At 71.7% G+C, this 15,611-nt stretch carries 16 protein-coding genes; 7 read left to right on the top strand and 9 right to left on the bottom strand.

The window, feature by feature from the left end:
• Nucleotides 1-652 (bottom strand): zinc-binding dehydrogenase (locus tag LZ198_RS34660; protein WP_253976420.1); only part of this gene is annotated, 652 nt, incomplete at its 3' end.
• Nucleotides 653-930: 278 nt separating this feature from the next.
• Between LZ198_RS34660 and LZ198_RS34655 the strand changes: the two genes are divergently transcribed.
• Nucleotides 931-1,377, top strand: a complete 447-nt coding sequence (locus LZ198_RS34655; protein ID WP_253976419.1) for a hypothetical protein — start codon at nt 931-933, stop codon at nt 1,375-1,377.
• Between the two features lie 4 nt (nt 1,378-1,381).
• Here the strand turns inward: LZ198_RS34655 and LZ198_RS34650 are convergent, their stop codons facing one another.
• A complete protein-coding gene (locus LZ198_RS34650; RefSeq protein ID WP_253976418.1) occupies nt 1,382-1,582 on the bottom strand; it encodes a SlyX family protein in 201 nt (66 codons plus the stop codon).
• Nucleotides 1,583-1,647: 65 nt separating this feature from the next.
• Here LZ198_RS34650 and LZ198_RS34645 point away from each other — a divergent pair, with 65 nt between their 5' ends.
• Nucleotides 1,648-1,947 (top strand): hypothetical protein, encoded by a 300-nt coding sequence (locus tag LZ198_RS34645; RefSeq protein WP_253976417.1) that lies wholly within the window; start codon nt 1,648-1,650, stop codon nt 1,945-1,947.
• Between the two features lie 13 nt (nt 1,948-1,960).
• Here the strand turns inward: LZ198_RS34645 and LZ198_RS34640 are convergent, their stop codons facing one another.
• Both LZ198_RS34640 and LZ198_RS34635 read right to left on the bottom strand, forming a co-directional pair.
• The gene (locus tag LZ198_RS34640) at nt 1,961-2,965 is read right to left on the bottom strand and encodes a tetratricopeptide repeat protein (RefSeq protein ID WP_256560185.1); all 1,005 of its coding nucleotides are present in this window, start codon (nt 2,963-2,965) and stop codon (nt 1,961-1,963) included.
• 36 nt (nt 2,966-3,001) lie between these two features.
• Complete coding sequence (locus tag LZ198_RS34635) at nt 3,002-3,346, bottom strand: hypothetical protein (RefSeq protein ID WP_253976415.1); 345 nt, start codon at nt 3,344-3,346, stop codon at nt 3,002-3,004.
• 257 nt (nt 3,347-3,603) lie between these two features.
• Here LZ198_RS34635 and LZ198_RS34630 point away from each other — a divergent pair, with 257 nt between their 5' ends.
• Nucleotides 3,604-5,550 carry an ATP-binding protein gene (locus LZ198_RS34630; protein ID WP_253976414.1) on the top strand — a complete coding sequence of 649 codons (1,947 nt, stop codon included), beginning with the start codon at nt 3,604-3,606 and terminating at the stop codon, nt 5,548-5,550.
• A 6-nt stretch (nt 5,551-5,556) separates the two neighbouring features.
• Here LZ198_RS34630 and LZ198_RS34625 read toward each other — a convergent pair whose 3' ends face one another.
• The gene (locus LZ198_RS34625; RefSeq protein WP_253976413.1) at nt 5,557-5,979 is read right to left on the bottom strand and encodes a hypothetical protein; all 423 of its coding nucleotides are present in this window, start codon (nt 5,977-5,979) and stop codon (nt 5,557-5,559) included.
• Nucleotides 5,980-6,196: 217 nt separating this feature from the next.
• Here LZ198_RS34625 and LZ198_RS34620 point away from each other — a divergent pair, with 217 nt between their 5' ends.
• Nucleotides 6,197-6,412, top strand: a complete 216-nt coding sequence (locus LZ198_RS34620) for a hypothetical protein (RefSeq protein WP_253976412.1) — start codon at nt 6,197-6,199, stop codon at nt 6,410-6,412.
• A gap of 88 nt (nt 6,413-6,500) precedes the next feature.
• On the opposite strand, the gene LZ198_RS34615 is transcribed toward LZ198_RS34620, so the two are convergent.
• From LZ198_RS34615 to LZ198_RS34600, 4 genes are all read right to left on the bottom strand, one after another.
• On the bottom strand, nt 6,501-7,340 hold the full coding sequence (locus tag LZ198_RS34615; protein ID WP_253976411.1) for a hypothetical protein: 840 nt from the start codon (nt 7,338-7,340) through the stop codon (nt 6,501-6,503).
• Nucleotides 7,337-8,110, bottom strand: a complete 774-nt coding sequence (locus tag LZ198_RS34610) for a hypothetical protein (RefSeq protein WP_253976410.1) — start codon at nt 8,108-8,110, stop codon at nt 7,337-7,339. The genes LZ198_RS34615 and LZ198_RS34610 overlap by 4 nt, the downstream gene beginning before the upstream one ends.
• Nucleotides 8,107-10,113 (bottom strand): TonB-dependent receptor, encoded by a 2,007-nt coding sequence (locus LZ198_RS34605; RefSeq protein ID WP_253976409.1) that lies wholly within the window; start codon nt 10,111-10,113, stop codon nt 8,107-8,109. Before LZ198_RS34605 ends, LZ198_RS34610 begins: the two co-directional genes overlap by 4 nt.
• Nucleotides 10,114-10,814: 701 nt before the next feature.
• On the bottom strand, nt 10,815-11,183 hold the full coding sequence (locus tag LZ198_RS34600) for a hypothetical protein (RefSeq protein ID WP_253976408.1): 369 nt from the start codon (nt 11,181-11,183) through the stop codon (nt 10,815-10,817).
• Nucleotides 11,184-11,402: 219 nt separating this feature from the next.
• Here LZ198_RS34600 and LZ198_RS34595 point away from each other — a divergent pair, with 219 nt between their 5' ends.
• From LZ198_RS34595 to LZ198_RS34585, 3 genes are all read left to right on the top strand, one after another.
• Complete coding sequence (locus LZ198_RS34595; protein WP_253976407.1) at nt 11,403-11,672, top strand: hypothetical protein; 270 nt, start codon at nt 11,403-11,405, stop codon at nt 11,670-11,672.
• Nucleotides 11,673-11,888: 216 nt separating this feature from the next.
• Nucleotides 11,889-13,583 (top strand): glycerol-3-phosphate dehydrogenase, encoded by a 1,695-nt coding sequence (gene glpD / locus LZ198_RS34590; RefSeq protein ID WP_323383215.1) that lies wholly within the window; start codon nt 11,889-11,891, stop codon nt 13,581-13,583.
• Nucleotides 13,584-13,822: 239 nt separating this feature from the next.
• The gene (locus LZ198_RS34585; RefSeq protein WP_253976405.1) at nt 13,823-15,607 is read left to right on the top strand and encodes a S8 family serine peptidase; all 1,785 of its coding nucleotides are present in this window, start codon (nt 13,823-13,825) and stop codon (nt 15,605-15,607) included.
• Nucleotides 15,608-15,611: the final 4 nt, after the last annotated feature.

Here is a 15,611-nt window from a genome sequence, read left to right as displayed (position 1 = left end):
CGCCAATCGAATCCAACACCACGTCCACCCCGCGGCCCTCCGTCTCCCGGCGCACCCAGTCCGCCAGGTCCCGCCGCGCTCCGTGGATGAACACCGCGTCCGCCCCCACCTCGCGCGCCAGCTCCGCCTTCGCGCCTGTCGACACCGTCCCCAACACCCGCGCGCCCACCTGCTTCGCGAGCTGGATGGCCAACAGGCCGACACCGCCCGCCGCTGCGTGAATCAGCACGGACTGTCCCGCGGCCAGTCGACTCGACGTGTGGATGAGGTGCCACGCCGTCAGCCCCTGGACGAGGAGCCCCGCTGCCTCCTCGAAGGAGACGGTTTCTGGGAGCTCGAGCAGCTCATGCACGGAGGTCGTCGTCAGCTCCGCATAGCTGTTCGGCGCGAGGGCGACGACGCGTCGGCCCAGCCATGAGGTGTCCACCCCGGGGCCGACCTGCTCCACGAGCCCCGCCGCTTCGCTCCCGAGGATTCGGGGGAGCGGGGCATTGGCGTCGTAGAGGCCTCGGCGTCGCTCGGTGTCCGCGAAGTTCACGCCCGCGGCCTTCACCCGGATGAGGACCTCTCCGGGTCCGGGCGTCGGCGCGGGGACTTCCTCCAGCCGCAACACCTCCGGCCCACCCACCTCGTGATAGCGAATGGCTTTCATGTGACGACTGCATAACGCGAATCATCCGTGCCCGCCGCGTGTCCTGCGCCGGGCGCGGCCACACGCCATGTTTCACGCCCGCAACCCTCCGTGACGCTCCGGCGGACTTCGCTCCCGCATGGCGACGACGGGTCCGCTGAGGGTGTCGTTGTTCCGTTGAGGCTGGTGCCCTCGACGGGAATCCGTCGGCTTCACCCGGAGCCATGTCGGGAGTGGCTGGCCTCATCCAGCGTGGCTTGCTTGAGTGGCGATTCCCCCGTCACTGAGGAGCCTCCCGTATGAAGCCGCTTCGTCCCTCGCTCGGTGTCTTGCTCGCGGTCGCCTTCGCCGCGGCGCCCCTGACGTCGGAAGCCGCCAACGTCCGCCTCGGGCTCGGCGCCGACTATTGGATCGATGAGAGCGCGGCCTTCAACTTCACGCTCGCGGTGGAGGGGAAGATCGCCGGTCCCATCTTCGTGGGCGCTCGCTTCGGCGCGTCGCTCATCACGGATGGCAACGACCTGGGCATCCCGCTCGACCTGCTCATCCGCGCCAACATCGCCAGCGCCCGCGTCTACGTGGAGGCGATGGCCGGTCCGTGGATCGTCCTCGACCGGGGGGACGCGCTCCGGGCGCACGCGGCCTTCGGCTTCGGCCTCCAGGGCAAGGCTGCGAGCATCGGTGTCGAGGTGGGCTACCTCGACCCCAACCCCATCATCGGCCTGAAGTTCGGCTACCGCTTCTGAGGCCTCAGTAGTGGGGTGGACGCTCGTGCTGGCGGGCGTCCACCAACCCGGGCTCCACGTCGATCTTCTTCTTGAGCAGCTCCAGCTCCGCGCGCAGCGCGTCGATGAGCCGTTGCTGCTGGTAGAGCACGTCACTCAGCTCCTGCAGCGTCTCCTGCTGCTGCATGTATCGAATCTCGAGCTCGGCGATGCGCTTCTCGTCCATGGGGACTACCCTTACCCCGGAGCGGGGCTCCTAGTCCCACCTTCCTCGGGGCCTCGCGTCGAGCCATGAACGTCCAGGAACACCTCCAGCGCGCCCGGCAACTGCTCGCCCGTGAGCAACCCGAGATGGCCGAGGCCGCGCTCAGTGATGCCATCGACGCGGCCGTCGCCTCCCAGGACCTGGTTCTCCTCACGCAGGCCCGGTTCGCGCTCGGTGAGCTGCTCTTCGAACAGCAGCGCGACGAGGAAGCCATCCCCTACCTCGCCGCCGTCGTCCGCACGGAGATGCTCAGCGGCGCGGTGGACACCGAGGTGAAGCGCGCCGCCCGCATGCTCCGACAGATTGGCGGCGTCGAGCCGCGCTAGGGCGTCGACGTGTCTACGGCATGGGGCAGGTCTGGCGGACGAACTCCATCCGCTCCGAGAACCGGCGCTCCAGGTCCATCCGCGTCAGGCGCGCGTCCTCCAGCCGCTGGTCCTTGAGCTGCATCGCGCACAGCGTGAGCAGGGCCTTGGGGTTCGACAGGTCCAGCCGATCCGCCTGTCGCAGCGCCTCCGTGGCACCTTCCAGATCTCCTTGTCGGTAGAGCGCCACACCCAGCTCGAGCTGCGCGACGGAAAGGCGAGGGTCCTCGTCGATGGCCTTGCGCAGCAAGAGCACCGCCTCCGCGTCCCGCCCCTCGGTGGTCCGGACCAGGCTCTGCTCGACGAGGAGCCTGGCGCGCGGTACCCGACCCTGGAGCGCGGCCAGGGCCTCCATCGCGACGGTGGGCTGGTTCGCGGCGCTCGCCAGCCGCGCGAGGCGCATCCCGATGAGCGCGTCCGTGGGGGCTTTCTGGAATGCCTCGCCCATGGCCTGGGCCGCGCCCTCCGTGTCCCCGTTCTTCTCCCGCAGCTCCGCGCGCAGCACGTCCGGCCTCGCGTCACCCGGCGCGAGCTGTCGCGCCTCGTCGAGCGCGACCCGCGCGCACCGCTCCATCCGCTCCATGTCGCAGATGCGGGCGATGAGCAGCTGCGTCTCCACCTTGCCCGGCTCCCGGCGCTCCGCCTCGCGGGCCAGCTCCTGCGCCTGCGCCGGCGCGCCCGCGACCAGCAGCTCCGCCGCCTCGCGCAGCTCCGCGCCCGTCGCCTTGGGATGGTCCTTGAGTGGAAGCAGGATGCGCACACGCGGCTCCGCGCCCACCGTGACCCGGGCGATGGCCAGCTCCTGTTCGGGCGTGTCCCTGGGCAGCAGCAGGGGAATCAGGTGGATGCCGAGCGCGATGGCGCACACCGCGAGCATGCTGCGCGTGCCCCGCGCGAGCCGGCGGCGCCCTGGCGAGGAGGACGCCGTCGCCGAGCCGTCCGCCGGCCCCTGCACCGCCTCCTGTCGTGCCTGCTCCATTCGCACGTCACCGTCTCCCACGGCCCGTCACCAGGTTCAGACCGCTCGCAGCCGCGGCCGCAGTCCGGACGGAAGCTCCAGGCCACAGCTCCAGCACAGCTCGAAGTTGCCCGGGTTCGCCTCGTGGCACGCGGGGCATTCCACCTCGAGCGCCGCGGCCTCCTGTCGCTCCTGGAGCTGCGCCATCACCGCCCGAGCCTGCTCCACATCCCCGGGCCACAGCCATAGCTCCACCCAGGTCTCTCCGCTGGGGATTTCTCCCGTCAACGGGACGAGCGCCTCACCCCGTACCTCGACGGACATTCCCTCGGACTCCAGCGTTCCCGCCAGCAGCCGGGCCTCTCCCACCGTGCGATGCACGGAGAACCGCACGCGCGTCATGTCTCTCTCTTCACAGAACACGGCCTCGCGGGCAACCACACCCACCTCCCTCCTCGCGCCCTGCCTCACCGCTGCCCGCTCGTCTGCTTATTGTTCATGTGCTGTCACATGTCTTCCCGCACTGGACATCGCGGGCCCGGGTTGTTTGCCTTTCACTCCGGGTCCAGGTGATGCTCGGTCGTGACATGCCTCCGGCCCCCTGGCCGTGACGTGCGCGCCTTCGTGACGCGCTTGTCCTGGAAGCGAGACGCTGGCCCATGCGTGCGCATGCCCCTCCTCCAGCCGCCTCTGCCCCCACACGGCCCGCGTGGGGACGCTACGGGCTCGTCCTCCTCGGCTCGGCGGGGGCTTGTGCCTCGGGGTGGACGCTGGGGCCCTCGCATGCCGCGACCGCGTTCCTGCTCTTCCTCGGCGCGGTCCTGCTCGCCAGCCTCCTCACGGGGCCTCGTGGCGCGTGGCTCGCGACCGTCCTCGGCTCCCTTCCCGCGCTGCTCATGGTGCCCCAGCGGGCCTCGGCCACCGGGCTCCCAGCCGCCATCGTGGACGTCCTGCTGTTCCTGGTGGTGGGCGGACTCTCCGCCATCGTGGCGGGGCGCGGCGTTCCCTGGGGGGCGCTGACTCCGTCCCGGCGCGCCCTCGGCCATCACGAGGTCCGGGGACTGGAGGGGGCGCTGCTGCGTGGGTTGGGCGAGGCGCTGCTGGCCACCGACACACGGGGCGTGGTGCGCTTCCTCAACCCGGCCGCCGCCCGGCTGCTGGAGTGCACCGAGGAGGAGGCGCTCGGGGTGCCCCTCGACCGGGTGCTCCGCTCACGCTCCGCGTCGGATACTCCCGCCATCCAAGCCTTCTGTCCCCCCAACGGCCCCGCGCCGGGCGTGTGGTTGGAGCGCCCGCGCATGCTGAGTCGCCCGGATGGCGGGGAGCTGCTCGTGGAGGAGCGCACCGCGCCGTTGCTCGGCGCGGACGGTTCCCTCCACGGCTCCGTGGTCATGTTGCGTGACGCCTCCGTGCGTCGGCAGCTCGAGGCCGAGCGTGCCTCGTTGCTCGCGCGCGAACGCGCCGCGCTGAGCGAGGCCCAGGCCGAGCGCGAGCGGATGGAGTCCCTCTTCCTCCAGGCCCCCGTCGCCATCGCCGTGTTCCAGGGGCCGGACCATGTGTGCTCCCTGCTCAACTCCCACGCGCGCGTGCTGCTCGACATCGACGGGGACGCGATGGGCCGGCCCCTGCGCGATGCGCAGCCGGCCCTGGACCCCGGCATGCTCCGCCTGCTGGACGATGTCTTCCGGGGCGGCGTCCCGTTCTCGGGGCGCGAGGTGCCGCTCGGAACGGCGGCGTCCTCGCCCGTGATGCCGTTCTCCTCGTCCCAGCGCTTCCATGACCTGACGTGGCAGCCCTGGCGCGACGCGCGTGGTGTCATTCAAGGGGTCATGGCCGTGGCCGTGGAGGTGACGGGCCTGGTGGACGCGCGCCGCGCCGCCGAGGAGCTGGCCAAGGACCTGCGCGAGGCCGTGCAGGTCCGCGACGAGTTCCTCTCCATCGCCAGTCACGAGCTCAAGTCGCCCATCACGTCCGTCCAGCTCCAGCTCCAGTTCCTGCTGCGCGCCGCCCTGCCGCCAGGGAGCGACTCCCGCGCGGCCCTGGTCCATCGTCGGGTGAGCGCCACCTTGCGCTCGGTGGCGCAGTTGCATCAGCTCGTCTCGACGCTGCTGGACGTGTCGCGCATCCGCGCGGGGCGGCTCGACCTGAACCCCGAACTGGTGGACCTGTCCGCGCTCACGCAGGAGCTGGTGACCCGTGCCCGGGAGGACTCCGAGGACGTGACCTGCCATCTGCGCATGGACGCGGCGGAGCCGCTGGTGGGGTGGTGGGACCGGATGCGCCTGGAGCAGGTCATCACCAACCTGCTCTCCAACGCCTACAAATACGGTGGGCGAAGGCCCGTGGAGGTCCGCATCACTCGCGAGGACGGCTACGCGCGGCTGTGCGTGAAGGACCAGGGCATCGGCATCGCCCCGGAGGACCAGGCCCGCATCTTCCACCGCTTCGAGCGCGCCGTGTCCGCGCGCCACTACGGCGGCTTCGGCCTGGGGTTGTGGATCGTCCGGCAGATCGTCGAGGCCCTGCGCGGTGACATCCGCGTGGAGAGCCAGCCCGGCGCCGGCTCCACCTTCATCGTCCGGCTGCCGCTCCAGCCCTCCGCGTGAGAGGCGCTACTCCTCCTGCCTCAACTGGTGCGGGAGGATGGTGTGCGCATGCCTGGGCGCGCGCGCATGCAGCTCCCGGGTCAGCAGCGCGTCCAGCTCCGCCAACAGCGCGTCATGAAGCGGCCCGGCGCCGCTGGCCGGCAGTCGCTCGGTGGCCAGGCGCACGCGCGGAGACTCCTCGTCCTCGAAGGCGAGCGTCACGGCGAGCCCGTCCGGGCCTCCCGCCTGGGGGACCACCACGACGGGCACCGGCTCGCGTGCCACCTCTTCCAGCCGCGGACCCAGGATTCGGACCTCCTCGTACGTCAGGTCCCGCTCCGACACGACCTCGCCCTGCTCGAGCACCCACAGGTGCTTGAGCCCCTCCAGCCGCAGCGCCTGCGCGGCCGTGTTCGTCCGCCCGCTGCGCTCGTATGTCACCGTCCTCACGCGACCCTCACCTCCCTGGGCTGGAGGTAGGCACCCCTTCGCGCACCGCCATCCCCGCACCGGCGACCAGGGGCCCGCTGTGTCGCATGCATGGCAGCCCGCCGTGTGGTTCCCGACAGCGCGGCGAGCCCACCGTTCGAGTGTGCCCCCCGGGCGCTCTCTCTACGGTGCGCCCTCGTCCGGGCACTTCCGCCCGCGACGCAGGAGGCTGCACCTCATGGGCAACAAGGGCAGTGGACGCAACCCGAACGACCAACGCTCCGACTCGAAGAACCCCAACAACCCCGGGCAGAAGTCGGCGCAGGACAACCGCTCCAACCAGATGAACCCGAACAACCCCTCGCATCCCAACAACGCGGGGGCGGGGGGCTCCGGTTCTGGCTCCGGTGGTGGCGGCAACCGCCCGCCGGGCTCCGGCTCGTCGAAGGGCTGAGCGGCGCCCTCCCACGAAGGAGACGCGATGACGGGGTGGCGCATGCCGCGGTGCCCACCCCGCCACCCTCGTGTCGTGTGTCAGTGCATCAGCGCGAGCGAGGCGCGCACTCGCCCTCGCCGCGGAAGTGGCCCGCGGTCCGCACCAGCGCGGTGACGAAGTCCCTCAGGTTGCGCACGTTGCCCACGCCGCCCGTGCCGTACTGGTTGGACGGCAGCTCGGTCAGGTCCACCGCGGCCAGCTCCTCCAGCGTCACCTCGCCATCCGCTCCCGCGATGCCCATCACGTCCGCGGCGGCGATGGCGTCGAAGCGCATCTTCGCGTCCGGCGACTGGAGGTCGTCGAAGAAGAGGTGGTCGCCGTGGATGGTGAGCTGCACCGTCTCCTCGCCGTCCTTGGGCACCGTCACGCCGGAGCCCAGCTCCGGGCTCTCGCAGTGCTCGTAGACGGTGTTCGTCTTGAAGCCCCACTCGAAGTGCTTCGACTCGCCGTTCTTGGTGGCCGTGCCCTCGACGAAGAGCGAGTAGCCCTGCGTGTTCATCCGCTCCACGTCCGCCGCGTCCGCGTTGCCCGCGACCGCGTTGGTCGACGGGGCGATGGCGTAGCTGACGTGGTCCCACTCCTGTGCGGGCAGGTCCTTGAAGCTCTCCACCACCACCGGGCCCGGCTTGTGGACGTCGAACACCCGGGCCTGGGCCTGCGTGGCCGCGACCTCGTCATGGGTCTCGACCTTGATTTCACCCAGCACGACGAGGAACTTCGAGAAGCGCACCGTCCAGCCGTCCGTGAAGCCCGCCTCGGCGCCGACCGCGGCGGGAATCTCCTTCTCGATGAAGTCCTCACCGTAGGTGGTGAAGGTCACGTTGCCCGAGCCGTCACTGCACGCGACGAGCCCCAGGCACGACAGTCCCACGATCCACTGCTTCATTGCGCGGCTCCTTCTTCCCACGTCACCACGTAGGCGGTTGTGTCTTCCACGCCGCGAACCAGCGCGTTGCTGGCCTGGCTCTCGGCGGGGAAGGTGTAGATGCCATCCGTGTCCGGGTCGGTCGCGGTGGCGAAGTCGATGCGGTCCACCCACTTGCGGAGGTCCACGGTGATACGGACGTGTCCGGCCTCCATGCCCAGGGACTTCTCGAAGCGCACGCCGGCCACTGGCGCGGGCAGGTCCGTCACCACGTCGAACCGGACACTGCCCCCGTCCGCGTTGCGGGCCGTGCCGGCGAGGCGCACCGCGTGGCCCGTCAGCGCCCCCTGGGCGTCCGTCGTCGCCGTGGGTGCGGGCAGGCTCAGCTCCATCGAGCCGTACTCACCCGTCACCGCGCTCGCGTCCCCGAGCGACGTGGGCTCGCCCAACAGGTCCACCGTGCGCGTCACCAGCACCTCGCCGAGCGCGTCGCCCGGCACGTAGTGGCCCGGATGCGCGTGCGCGGTGCCTCCGAGGAGCGAGTACCAGTCGAACCGCGGCGCGCGACGGGACAGCAGCACGCGGCCCTCGTAGAAGCGGACCGGTCCGACGGAGACGTGCGCGCGTTCGAGCTGCACGCTCCAGCCCCGCTCGTTCGGCTCGGTGGACAGCGCCTGCGCCGCCACCTCCACGCCGAACACGCGGCGCTCCGCTCCGCTGTCACAGCCTCCGAGTGTCAGGGACGCCGCGGCCAACGCGAGCGCGCGGGTCAGCAGGTGTCTGCGATTCATAGATGGACCTCCAGGGTGAGCGAGGCCGTCCGAGGCGACCCCGCGGTGAAATGTCGTTGAGGCACGAGGCTGGTGGGCGCGCTCGGGTCGAAGCGCGAGCTGTAGACGAACTCGCCGTCCCTCCAGCGCGCGTCGAGCAGGTTGCGAACCTCCAGTCGCAGACCCAGCTCGCCGCGCCGCACGGCCACCTCCGCGTCCGCGAGGAACACCGTGCGGCTGCGCTCGTCGTAGGGCAGGGGGCGCGGGCCGATGAGCGTCAGCCCGGTGCCCACCGACACCGTGGTGCCCGCGCCGCCCAGCCAGGACCCCGTCAGCGGGCGCTCCCAGCCCACGTCCGCGCGCGCGACGAGCGGCGCGAAGTAGGGCAGCAGCGTGTCCGTCGCCGTGACATAGGCGTGCGCCACCGTGGCGCTGAGCGCCGCGACCAGTCCGGGCAGCGGGCGCGCCTGGAGCGACGCGGTGAGGCCCGAGCGCAGCGTCTCGCCCGTGTACACGGTGGTGCCCACCGTGTGGTCGAAGAAGAAGTCGTTCTCCACCTGCGAGCCGAAGAGGCTCATCTGCGCGGCCCAGCGCTCGCCGTCCTTGCGCGCTCCCAGCTCCGCGCCGTGCACCGAGACGAACGGGGCTCGCTCTCCCTCCGCGAGGCTGCGGGCCTGCGGGGAGCGGAAGCCGTCGCCATAGCTGGCGAAGAGGCGCCAGGCGTCGGCCCCCTCGGAGAGCGCGTACTCCACGCCCGCCTTCGCGCCCAGGTGCACGCCGAACGCGCTGCGCGAGTAGCCCTGTCCGTCGTAGTAGCGCGGGTCCCGGAAGGCGAGCGCGTCGAAGACCTCCACGCCCAGCGCGTCCGCGCGACCGCCGACCCGCAGTGCCCAGCGGCCGAACGACATCCGTGCCTCACCCGCGCCCCACACGTCCGTCTGGGTGAAGTCCGCGTCCACCTCGTCCGCGAAGAAGGTGCCGTCCGACTCGCGATAGCGCCGCTGGGTCTGCTTCACGCCGTCGCGCCGCGCGCCCAGGCCCAGCTCCAGTGACACGGGGCGGCCGAACGCCGTCACCGTGCGACGGTGCTCCGCGCGCGCGCCGAGGATGGTGGCGTCGTTCGTCTGCTCGAGGCCGTCGCCGCGCTCGTCCACGCGGTAGCCCGTGAAGTTGTTGCGCAGCCTCAGGTCCGAGAGGATTCCGAAGACCTCCAACTGCGTGCGGCCCTTGCCGGTGCGCGGCAGCTCCACGCCGAGCAGCAACTGGTGCCGGGACACCGAGCCGCCCTGGCGGGGACTGGAGGCGGAGAAGAACGTGCTGCGCCCCGCGAGCAGGTCGTCCTCGCGCACCACGCCAGGGGAGTCGAAGCGCGTGACGTAGCTGCCGCCGAGCGCGCGCACGGTGAAGCCGTCACCGAGCTTCCCGATGGCCTGCGCCAACAGGGACGCGCGCCCGTAGCCGCGCTGCGCGCCGTAGCCCTTGCCCTCGCCCAGCTCGAGCGCCGCGAACGTGCCCGGGTCGTCTCCCGGGCGCACCGTGGCGACCAGTCGACGCTGGCGGTACTGCCCCAGTGTGCCCGCGAGGTGGACGCCTTGCTCCCGGACGCCCAGGTCCATGCGCACCGTGCCGGCGACCGCGAAGTCTCCCTGGGCCGCGCGATAGGAGCCTTCGGTGACGTCGATGGATTGGACGGCCTCGGGGATGACGAAGTTGAGGTCCGCGTAGCCCAGCGCGTGGATGTGGCTCACCTCGTTCACCGGCAGCCCCGCCACGTTCAACTCCACGTCCTGGCCGTGCAGGGCGTCGAAGCCCCGGAGGAAGAGCTGGTGCGCCTTGCCCTCGCCGCTGTGCTGCGAGGCCACCATGCCCGGCACCGCGCGCAGCAGGTCCACCGCGCCCGTACGCGGCGCCGCGTCCAGCACGTCGCGGCCGAGCGTCACCTCGGAGGCGCTCTGCGTGGGGCGCGCACCGCGGACGACCGTGGCGCCCGCGTTCTTCGGCTCCGGGGGCGCCGTGTCACTCACGGGAGAGGGCGACTCCACGATGGAGGGCTCGCCCTGCGGGGGGGCGGTGTCCGCCGGGGACGGTGTTTCGGCGATGACGGGTGTGGCCTGCTCGTGTGCGGCACCTGCCGAGGACTGCGTCGTGGCGATGGCGGGCGCGGCTTGCGGGAACGCGGTTCTCGCGGAGGCATCGCCACCTGTTTTCGTGCCGCGCGCTGATGAGTCGTCCTCTTGGGGGCCGGTCGTGTCTGATGCAGGTCGTGGACTGATGTCCTCCGCGGACTCGGGCGCGTTCTCGGCCTCGTCGTGGAGGGCTGCCGCCCGTCGTGCGGATGACGGGGGCGCGGACACGGAGCCTGGGGGGCTGGAGATACCCGTGCCGGTGACGTCCGCCTGGGCGATGGCGGGACCGGAGGTCGCGGTCGCGTGGCGTTCCGACTCGACGGACATGACGCTCCGCGCCCCTGCCTCGACGGCATGGAGCGGCAGCAGGATGAGGACACACGTCGACAGGATGGCGGGCAAGCGCAGGGACATGGCGATGGACGCACGAACCGACAGAGGACCGGGGGCACGCGACAGTGCTCCGGTGCTCGCGAACCGCGCGTCGCACCACGGGCACCGCTGCGTGACTCCGGCCTATACGGAAGGGCGGATGACGTTGGATGCAGACACACGAACCCCCAGGGCTCGCGTGAGGTCGTACGGAGGGACGTGAGGCCCTATGGGCCCTGTGGCATCGCGGTGGGACGGAGCGGTGAACCCGGCGCGCGGGTCGACGACCTCGGCGCCTCCGTCACCCACGTCACGAGCCGCACTCGCGGCAGTCGCACCACCACCCAGGTCGCGGCCACCGCGGCCAGGTGCTCCACCGAGCCCGTCAGGTGCTTGTGGCCATCCCGACCGTGCCCCGCGTGTCCCTTGCCGTCCGTGTCCCGCGCCTGCTCCGGCGCCAGCGGGTCCGCGTCACCGGGGGCGACATGTGTCCCGTCCGCCCGGTGCACATGCCCGTGCGAGGACCCCGTGTGACCCACCGCGACGTGCAACACCGGCGCGATGGCGAGCCCGTACACCAGGACCATCAGCCCCATGCACGCCAGGTCTCGTCGGTCGTGATGGGTGAGCAAGGTGACGCGTCGGAGGAAGGTGGGGAGGACCGCCGGCCGCCTCCTACCCGGCTTCCCCCGACCATGCAAGACACGGCCACCCCCCTCTTTGTTCGTAATGAATGGCAACCATGCAAGGCCGAGCGCCGCCGCGTTATGCTCAGCCTCCCAGCGGGGAGTACCCGCGCTCACGCGAGGTGTCCGATGAAGCTCCTCCCGAAGTGGTGCCTGGTCGCGCTCGCCCTCGCCGGCTGTGGCGGAGCCCAGCTCGAGGAAGGCACCGCCCCCGATGAGGTCGCCCTGGAGGAGACCCCCGTGAGCGCCACGAGCAACTGCCCGCCCGGCACCATCATCGACTGCGGCTGCGGTGTGTGCCTCCAGGAGCGCGTGCTGTGCCCCTACCTGCCCGATTGTCCGGATGATCCTCCCACCATCCGCACCCGGGTGCTCCCCGCGGAAGGCGCAGCCCGGTAGTCCGCCCGCGGATGGTGGCATCACACCCGCGAGCCTAGGGCGCTCCCCCGCAACCCCGACCCCTCCCGCGGGTCGCAGCCTTCCGCCCTCCCGTCATCACTCCCGCCCAGGGAGTGTCCACTCGACGGCCCCACGGAAATCACCGGCTGTAGTCCTCTTGACGCGCCGCATTGTTTTCGAGTGTCGCGTCGGGCCGGTCGTCATTACAATCCGTGTGTGCGTTCCGAATCCGCCGCGCTCCGCCAGTCGTTCCCCGAAGGCGAGGTCCCGCCGACACGTCCTCGAGAGGAGCGCTTGCGAGCGCTGGCCTCCGAGACGTTCGATGTCCTCATCATCGGCGGAGGCGTCACGGGCGCGGGGGCGGCGCGCGACGCGGTGCTGCGTGGACTGAAGGTCGCGCTCGTGGAGCGCGAGGACTTCGCGAGCGGGACGTCCAGCCGCTCGTCGCGGCTCATCCACGGGGGGCTGCGCTACCTGGAGCACGGCCACCTGGGGCTCGTGTTCGAGTCGAGCATCGAGCGGCAGCGGCTCTTGAAGCTGGCGCCACACCTGGTGCACCCGCTGGCCTTCGTGTGGCCCGTGTACGCGGGCGCGCGCGTGCCGCGCTGGAAGCTCAACGCGGGCCTCATGCTGTACGACGCCCTGTCGCTCTTCCGGAACGTGAAGGGCTACCAGCGGCTCAACGCGCGACAGGTCCACGACGCCGAGCCCGGCCTGCGCATGGAGGAGCTCAAGGGCGGTGCGCGCTACTACGACGCGGCCACGGACGACGCGCGCCTCACCCTGGCCAACGCGCTGGGCGCCGCCGAGGCGGGCGCCGTCGTGCTCAACCACGCCTCCGTCCAGCAGCTCACCGTCGACGACGGGCGCGCGACGGGCGCGGTGGTGGTGGACCACCTCTCCGGCCGTGAGCTCTCCGTGCGCGCGCGCTGCGTGGTCAACGCCACCGGCCCCTGGAGCGACGAGATTCGTCGACTGGACTCCCGCGACGGCAACGTGCACGCGGTGCGCGGCAGCAAGGGCGTGCACCTCGCCGTCCCTCGCGAGCGGCTGGGCAACCGGGACGCCCTCACGCTGCTGTCGCCGCGCGACGGGCGCGTGATGTTCATCCTCCCCGCGGACGGCTTCACCATCATCGGCACGACGGAGACGTCCACCCGCGCCCACCCCGCGGAGGTGCGCGCCAGCGAGGAGGACGTCGCCTACCTCCTGGCCTCCGCCAACGCCTTCTTCCCCGAGGCGCGACTGACGCGCGGGGACGTGGTGAGCGCGTGGGCCGGCATCCGGCCCCTGTCCGCCAGCGGCTACCACGGCAACACCGACGCGGGCAGCGCCAGCCGCGAGCACCACATCGACGTCAGCCCCACGGGCGTGCTCGCCATCAGCGGTGGCAAGCTCACCACCTACCGGGTCATGGCGCGCGACGTGGTGGACGCCGTGGAGCGGCAACTGCACCAGCCCCGCCGCAAGTCACCCACCGAGTCGCTGCCCCTGCCCGGTGGGGACATCCCGAGCATGGACCTGGAGCTGGCCGCCGCGCGCGAGGGCGTGGGCGACGCGGCCACGGCCCTCCACCTGGTTCGCGCCTACGGCAACCGCTGGCGTCAGGTGTGGCGCCTCACGCGCGAGCTGCCCTCGCTCGCCCGCCCGTTGGCGGAGGGGCTGCCCTACCGCGCGGCCGAGGCCGTGTGGGGCGTCACGCACGAGTTCGTCCACTCCCTGTCCGACCTGCTCATCCGCCGCCTGAAGGTCGCCTTCGAGACGAGGGACCAGGGGCGCGCCGCCGCGCGCGTGGCCGCGGAGGCCATGGCTCCCCACCTGGGGTGGGATGCCCAGGAGACCGAGCGCCAACTGGCCCTCTACGCGGACGACGCGTCGCGCATCTTCGGCATCGACAGCGCGCCCGCGTGACGCGGGGCACCCGGCTGGCCCCCGCAGAGCGTTGCCCGGCATACGTCCCGAGGTCGCTCGACGGTCGTGCCCCGTCCTGCGCCCGACAGCCCCGCGAGCAGACGAACGGCCAGCGTGCTTAACTTGTGCGTCAGGAACGGGGAGCGGTGTCTTCCCGTTCACCTCGGTCCTCGGAAGTCGACCCGAGGGCATGCGGCACACAACGGCTGGCCGGGACGTTCGTTCAAGGGAGAAACACGATGAAGCGTTGGGTCTTGCTCGGGCTGCTCGGCGGAGCGGTTGCCTGCTCCTCGGGGTCGGATCCCGACCCCACCGGTCCCGAAGAAGAGGTGTGTCCGGGCACCGAGGAGGTCTCCGTGCCGCGCACCGCGCAGTCCCGGAGCGACGCCGCCGCGCTGAGCCAGGGCGAGGACGAGCGCGTCATCATCACCTACCGTCCCACCGTGTCCGCCTCGGCCGTGGCCAGCGCGGACGCCTTCTCCGCGAGGGCGCTGTCGCTGGGTGCCCGGGTGCAGCGGCGCTTCGAGCGCATCCACGCGCTCGCCGCCCACGTCTCCCCGGCCGCGAAGGCCGCGCTCGCGGCGGACCCGGACGTGGTGCGGGTGGAGGAGGACCGCGTGGTGCGCGCGCTCGGCATGCCGAGCCTGTCGCCGACGCTCCTGCTGGGCGGCACGCCGAACACCCGGGGCTCGGTCGGCGAGTACACGGATGGCTTGAAGCTCGTCCACGCGCCCCAGGTCTGGGACGCGAACAACGACGGCGTCCTGGATGACGGCGCGCCGTCGGGCTCCGGCATCAAGGTGTGTGTCATCGACAGCGGCTGGGACAACCGTCATCCGGAGCTGCAGGCGGCGTACGTCGGCGGCAAGGACTTCATCGACGGGGACAACGAGCCGCTGGACCAGAAGGTGACCAACGGCGTCGTCGAGTGGGGCGGCGGTCACGGCACGCACACCGCGGCGACCATCGCGGCGCAGCTCGGCGCGGGTGGCCACGTCCGGCCCGGCGAGGACCGGGATGGGGTCGTCGGCGTGGCGCCCACCGTGGAGCTGCTGGTGGCGCGCGTGCTCGACACGTCGGGCAACGGTCGCACGTCCGACGTCGTCTCCGCGCTGGAGTGGTGCCGCACGCAGAACGCGAAGGTCGTCTCCCTGTCGCTCGGGTCGACCGACCCGGTGCAGGCGGAGAAGGACGCCTTCGACGAGGCGTTCGCGGCGGGCGTCCTCTCCGTCGCCGCCACGGGCAACCGCGGCGTGCAGGGCGTGTCCTTCCCGGCCGCGTACGACAGCGTCATCGCGGTGGGCGCGGTGGACTTCCAGCAGCAGTGGGCGTCCTTCTCCCAGTACGGTCCGCAGGTGTCGCTGGTGGGGCCGGGCGTGAGCGTGTTGAGCGCCACCATCGTCGGCGGCGCGCCCTACGGTGACGTCGACGCGGCGGGGACGAACTACACCTCCGAGCCGCTCGAGTACACCACGCTCGGCAACTACACCGGCAAGCTCGTCTACTGCGCGCTGGGCGACCGCGTCTCCTCCTGCGGCGCCGGCGCCACCTGTGGCGGCTTCGTGGCGCTGGTGGACCGGGGCGGCGGCATCTACTTCGAGGACAAGGCGCGCAACGCCATCCGCGCGGGCGCCAAGGCCATCATCATCGGCAACAACGAGGCGGCGGAGGGCACGGGCACCTTCACGCTCAACGGCCCCGCGTCCTACTGGGTCCCCACCACGTCCGTGTCCATGGACTCCGCCAACCTGCTCAAGCAGCGCGTGGGGCAGGACGTGACGGTGCAGGTGGCCGGCCTGGACTACCTGCGCGAGACGGGCACGTCCATGGCGACGCCGCACGTGGCGGGCGTGGCCGCGCTGGCGTGGAGCGCGTGCCCGGCGCTGACCAACAGGCAGATCCGCGACATCCTGCGGACGACGGCCCGCGACCTGGGTCCCCAGGGCAAGGACGACAAGTTCGGCGACGGCCTGGTGCAGGCGGACGCGGCCGTGTCGAAGGCGGACTCGCTCTGCCCTCCGTGAGCCG

It is taken from the genome of Myxococcus dinghuensis, from assembly GCF_024198235.1.
Taxonomy (GTDB): Bacteria; Myxococcota; Myxococcia; order Myxococcales; family Myxococcaceae; genus Myxococcus; species Myxococcus dinghuensis.
The sequence above is the reverse complement of the archived record's forward strand: the minus strand, read 5'-3'. Positions and strand labels throughout refer to the sequence as shown.

Excerpts from the sequence above, each read along its gene's own strand:
- LZ198_RS34610 (WP_253976410.1), bottom strand. The coding sequence starts at position 8,110 with ATGAATCGCAGACACCTGCTGACCCGCGCGCTCGCGTTGGCCGCGGCG.
- LZ198_RS34595 (WP_253976407.1), top strand. The coding sequence starts at position 11,403 with ATGAAGCTCCTCCCGAAGTGGTGCCTGGTCGCGCTCGCCCTCGCCGGC.
- LZ198_RS34630 (WP_253976414.1), top strand. The coding sequence starts at position 3,604 with ATGCGTGCGCATGCCCCTCCTCCAGCCGCCTCTGCCCCCACACGGCCC.
- LZ198_RS34585 (WP_253976405.1), top strand. The coding sequence starts at position 13,823 with ATGAAGCGTTGGGTCTTGCTCGGGCTGCTCGGCGGAGCGGTTGCCTGC.
- LZ198_RS34635 (WP_253976415.1), bottom strand. The coding sequence starts at position 3,346 with ATGACGCGCGTGCGGTTCTCCGTGCATCGCACGGTGGGAGAGGCCCGG.
- LZ198_RS34615 (WP_253976411.1), bottom strand. The coding sequence starts at position 7,340 with ATGAAGCAGTGGATCGTGGGACTGTCGTGCCTGGGGCTCGTCGCGTGC.
- LZ198_RS34655 (WP_253976419.1), top strand. The coding sequence starts at position 931 with ATGAAGCCGCTTCGTCCCTCGCTCGGTGTCTTGCTCGCGGTCGCCTTC.
- LZ198_RS34650 (WP_253976418.1), bottom strand. The coding sequence starts at position 1,582 with ATGGACGAGAAGCGCATCGCCGAGCTCGAGATTCGATACATGCAGCAG.
- LZ198_RS34600 (WP_253976408.1), bottom strand. The coding sequence starts at position 11,183 with ATGGGGCTGATGGTCCTGGTGTACGGGCTCGCCATCGCGCCGGTGTTG.
- LZ198_RS34620 (WP_253976412.1), top strand. The coding sequence starts at position 6,197 with ATGGGCAACAAGGGCAGTGGACGCAACCCGAACGACCAACGCTCCGAC.
- LZ198_RS34645 (WP_253976417.1), top strand. The coding sequence starts at position 1,648 with ATGAACGTCCAGGAACACCTCCAGCGCGCCCGGCAACTGCTCGCCCGT.
- LZ198_RS34640 (WP_256560185.1), bottom strand. The coding sequence starts at position 2,965 with ATGGAGCAGGCACGACAGGAGGCGGTGCAGGGGCCGGCGGACGGCTCG.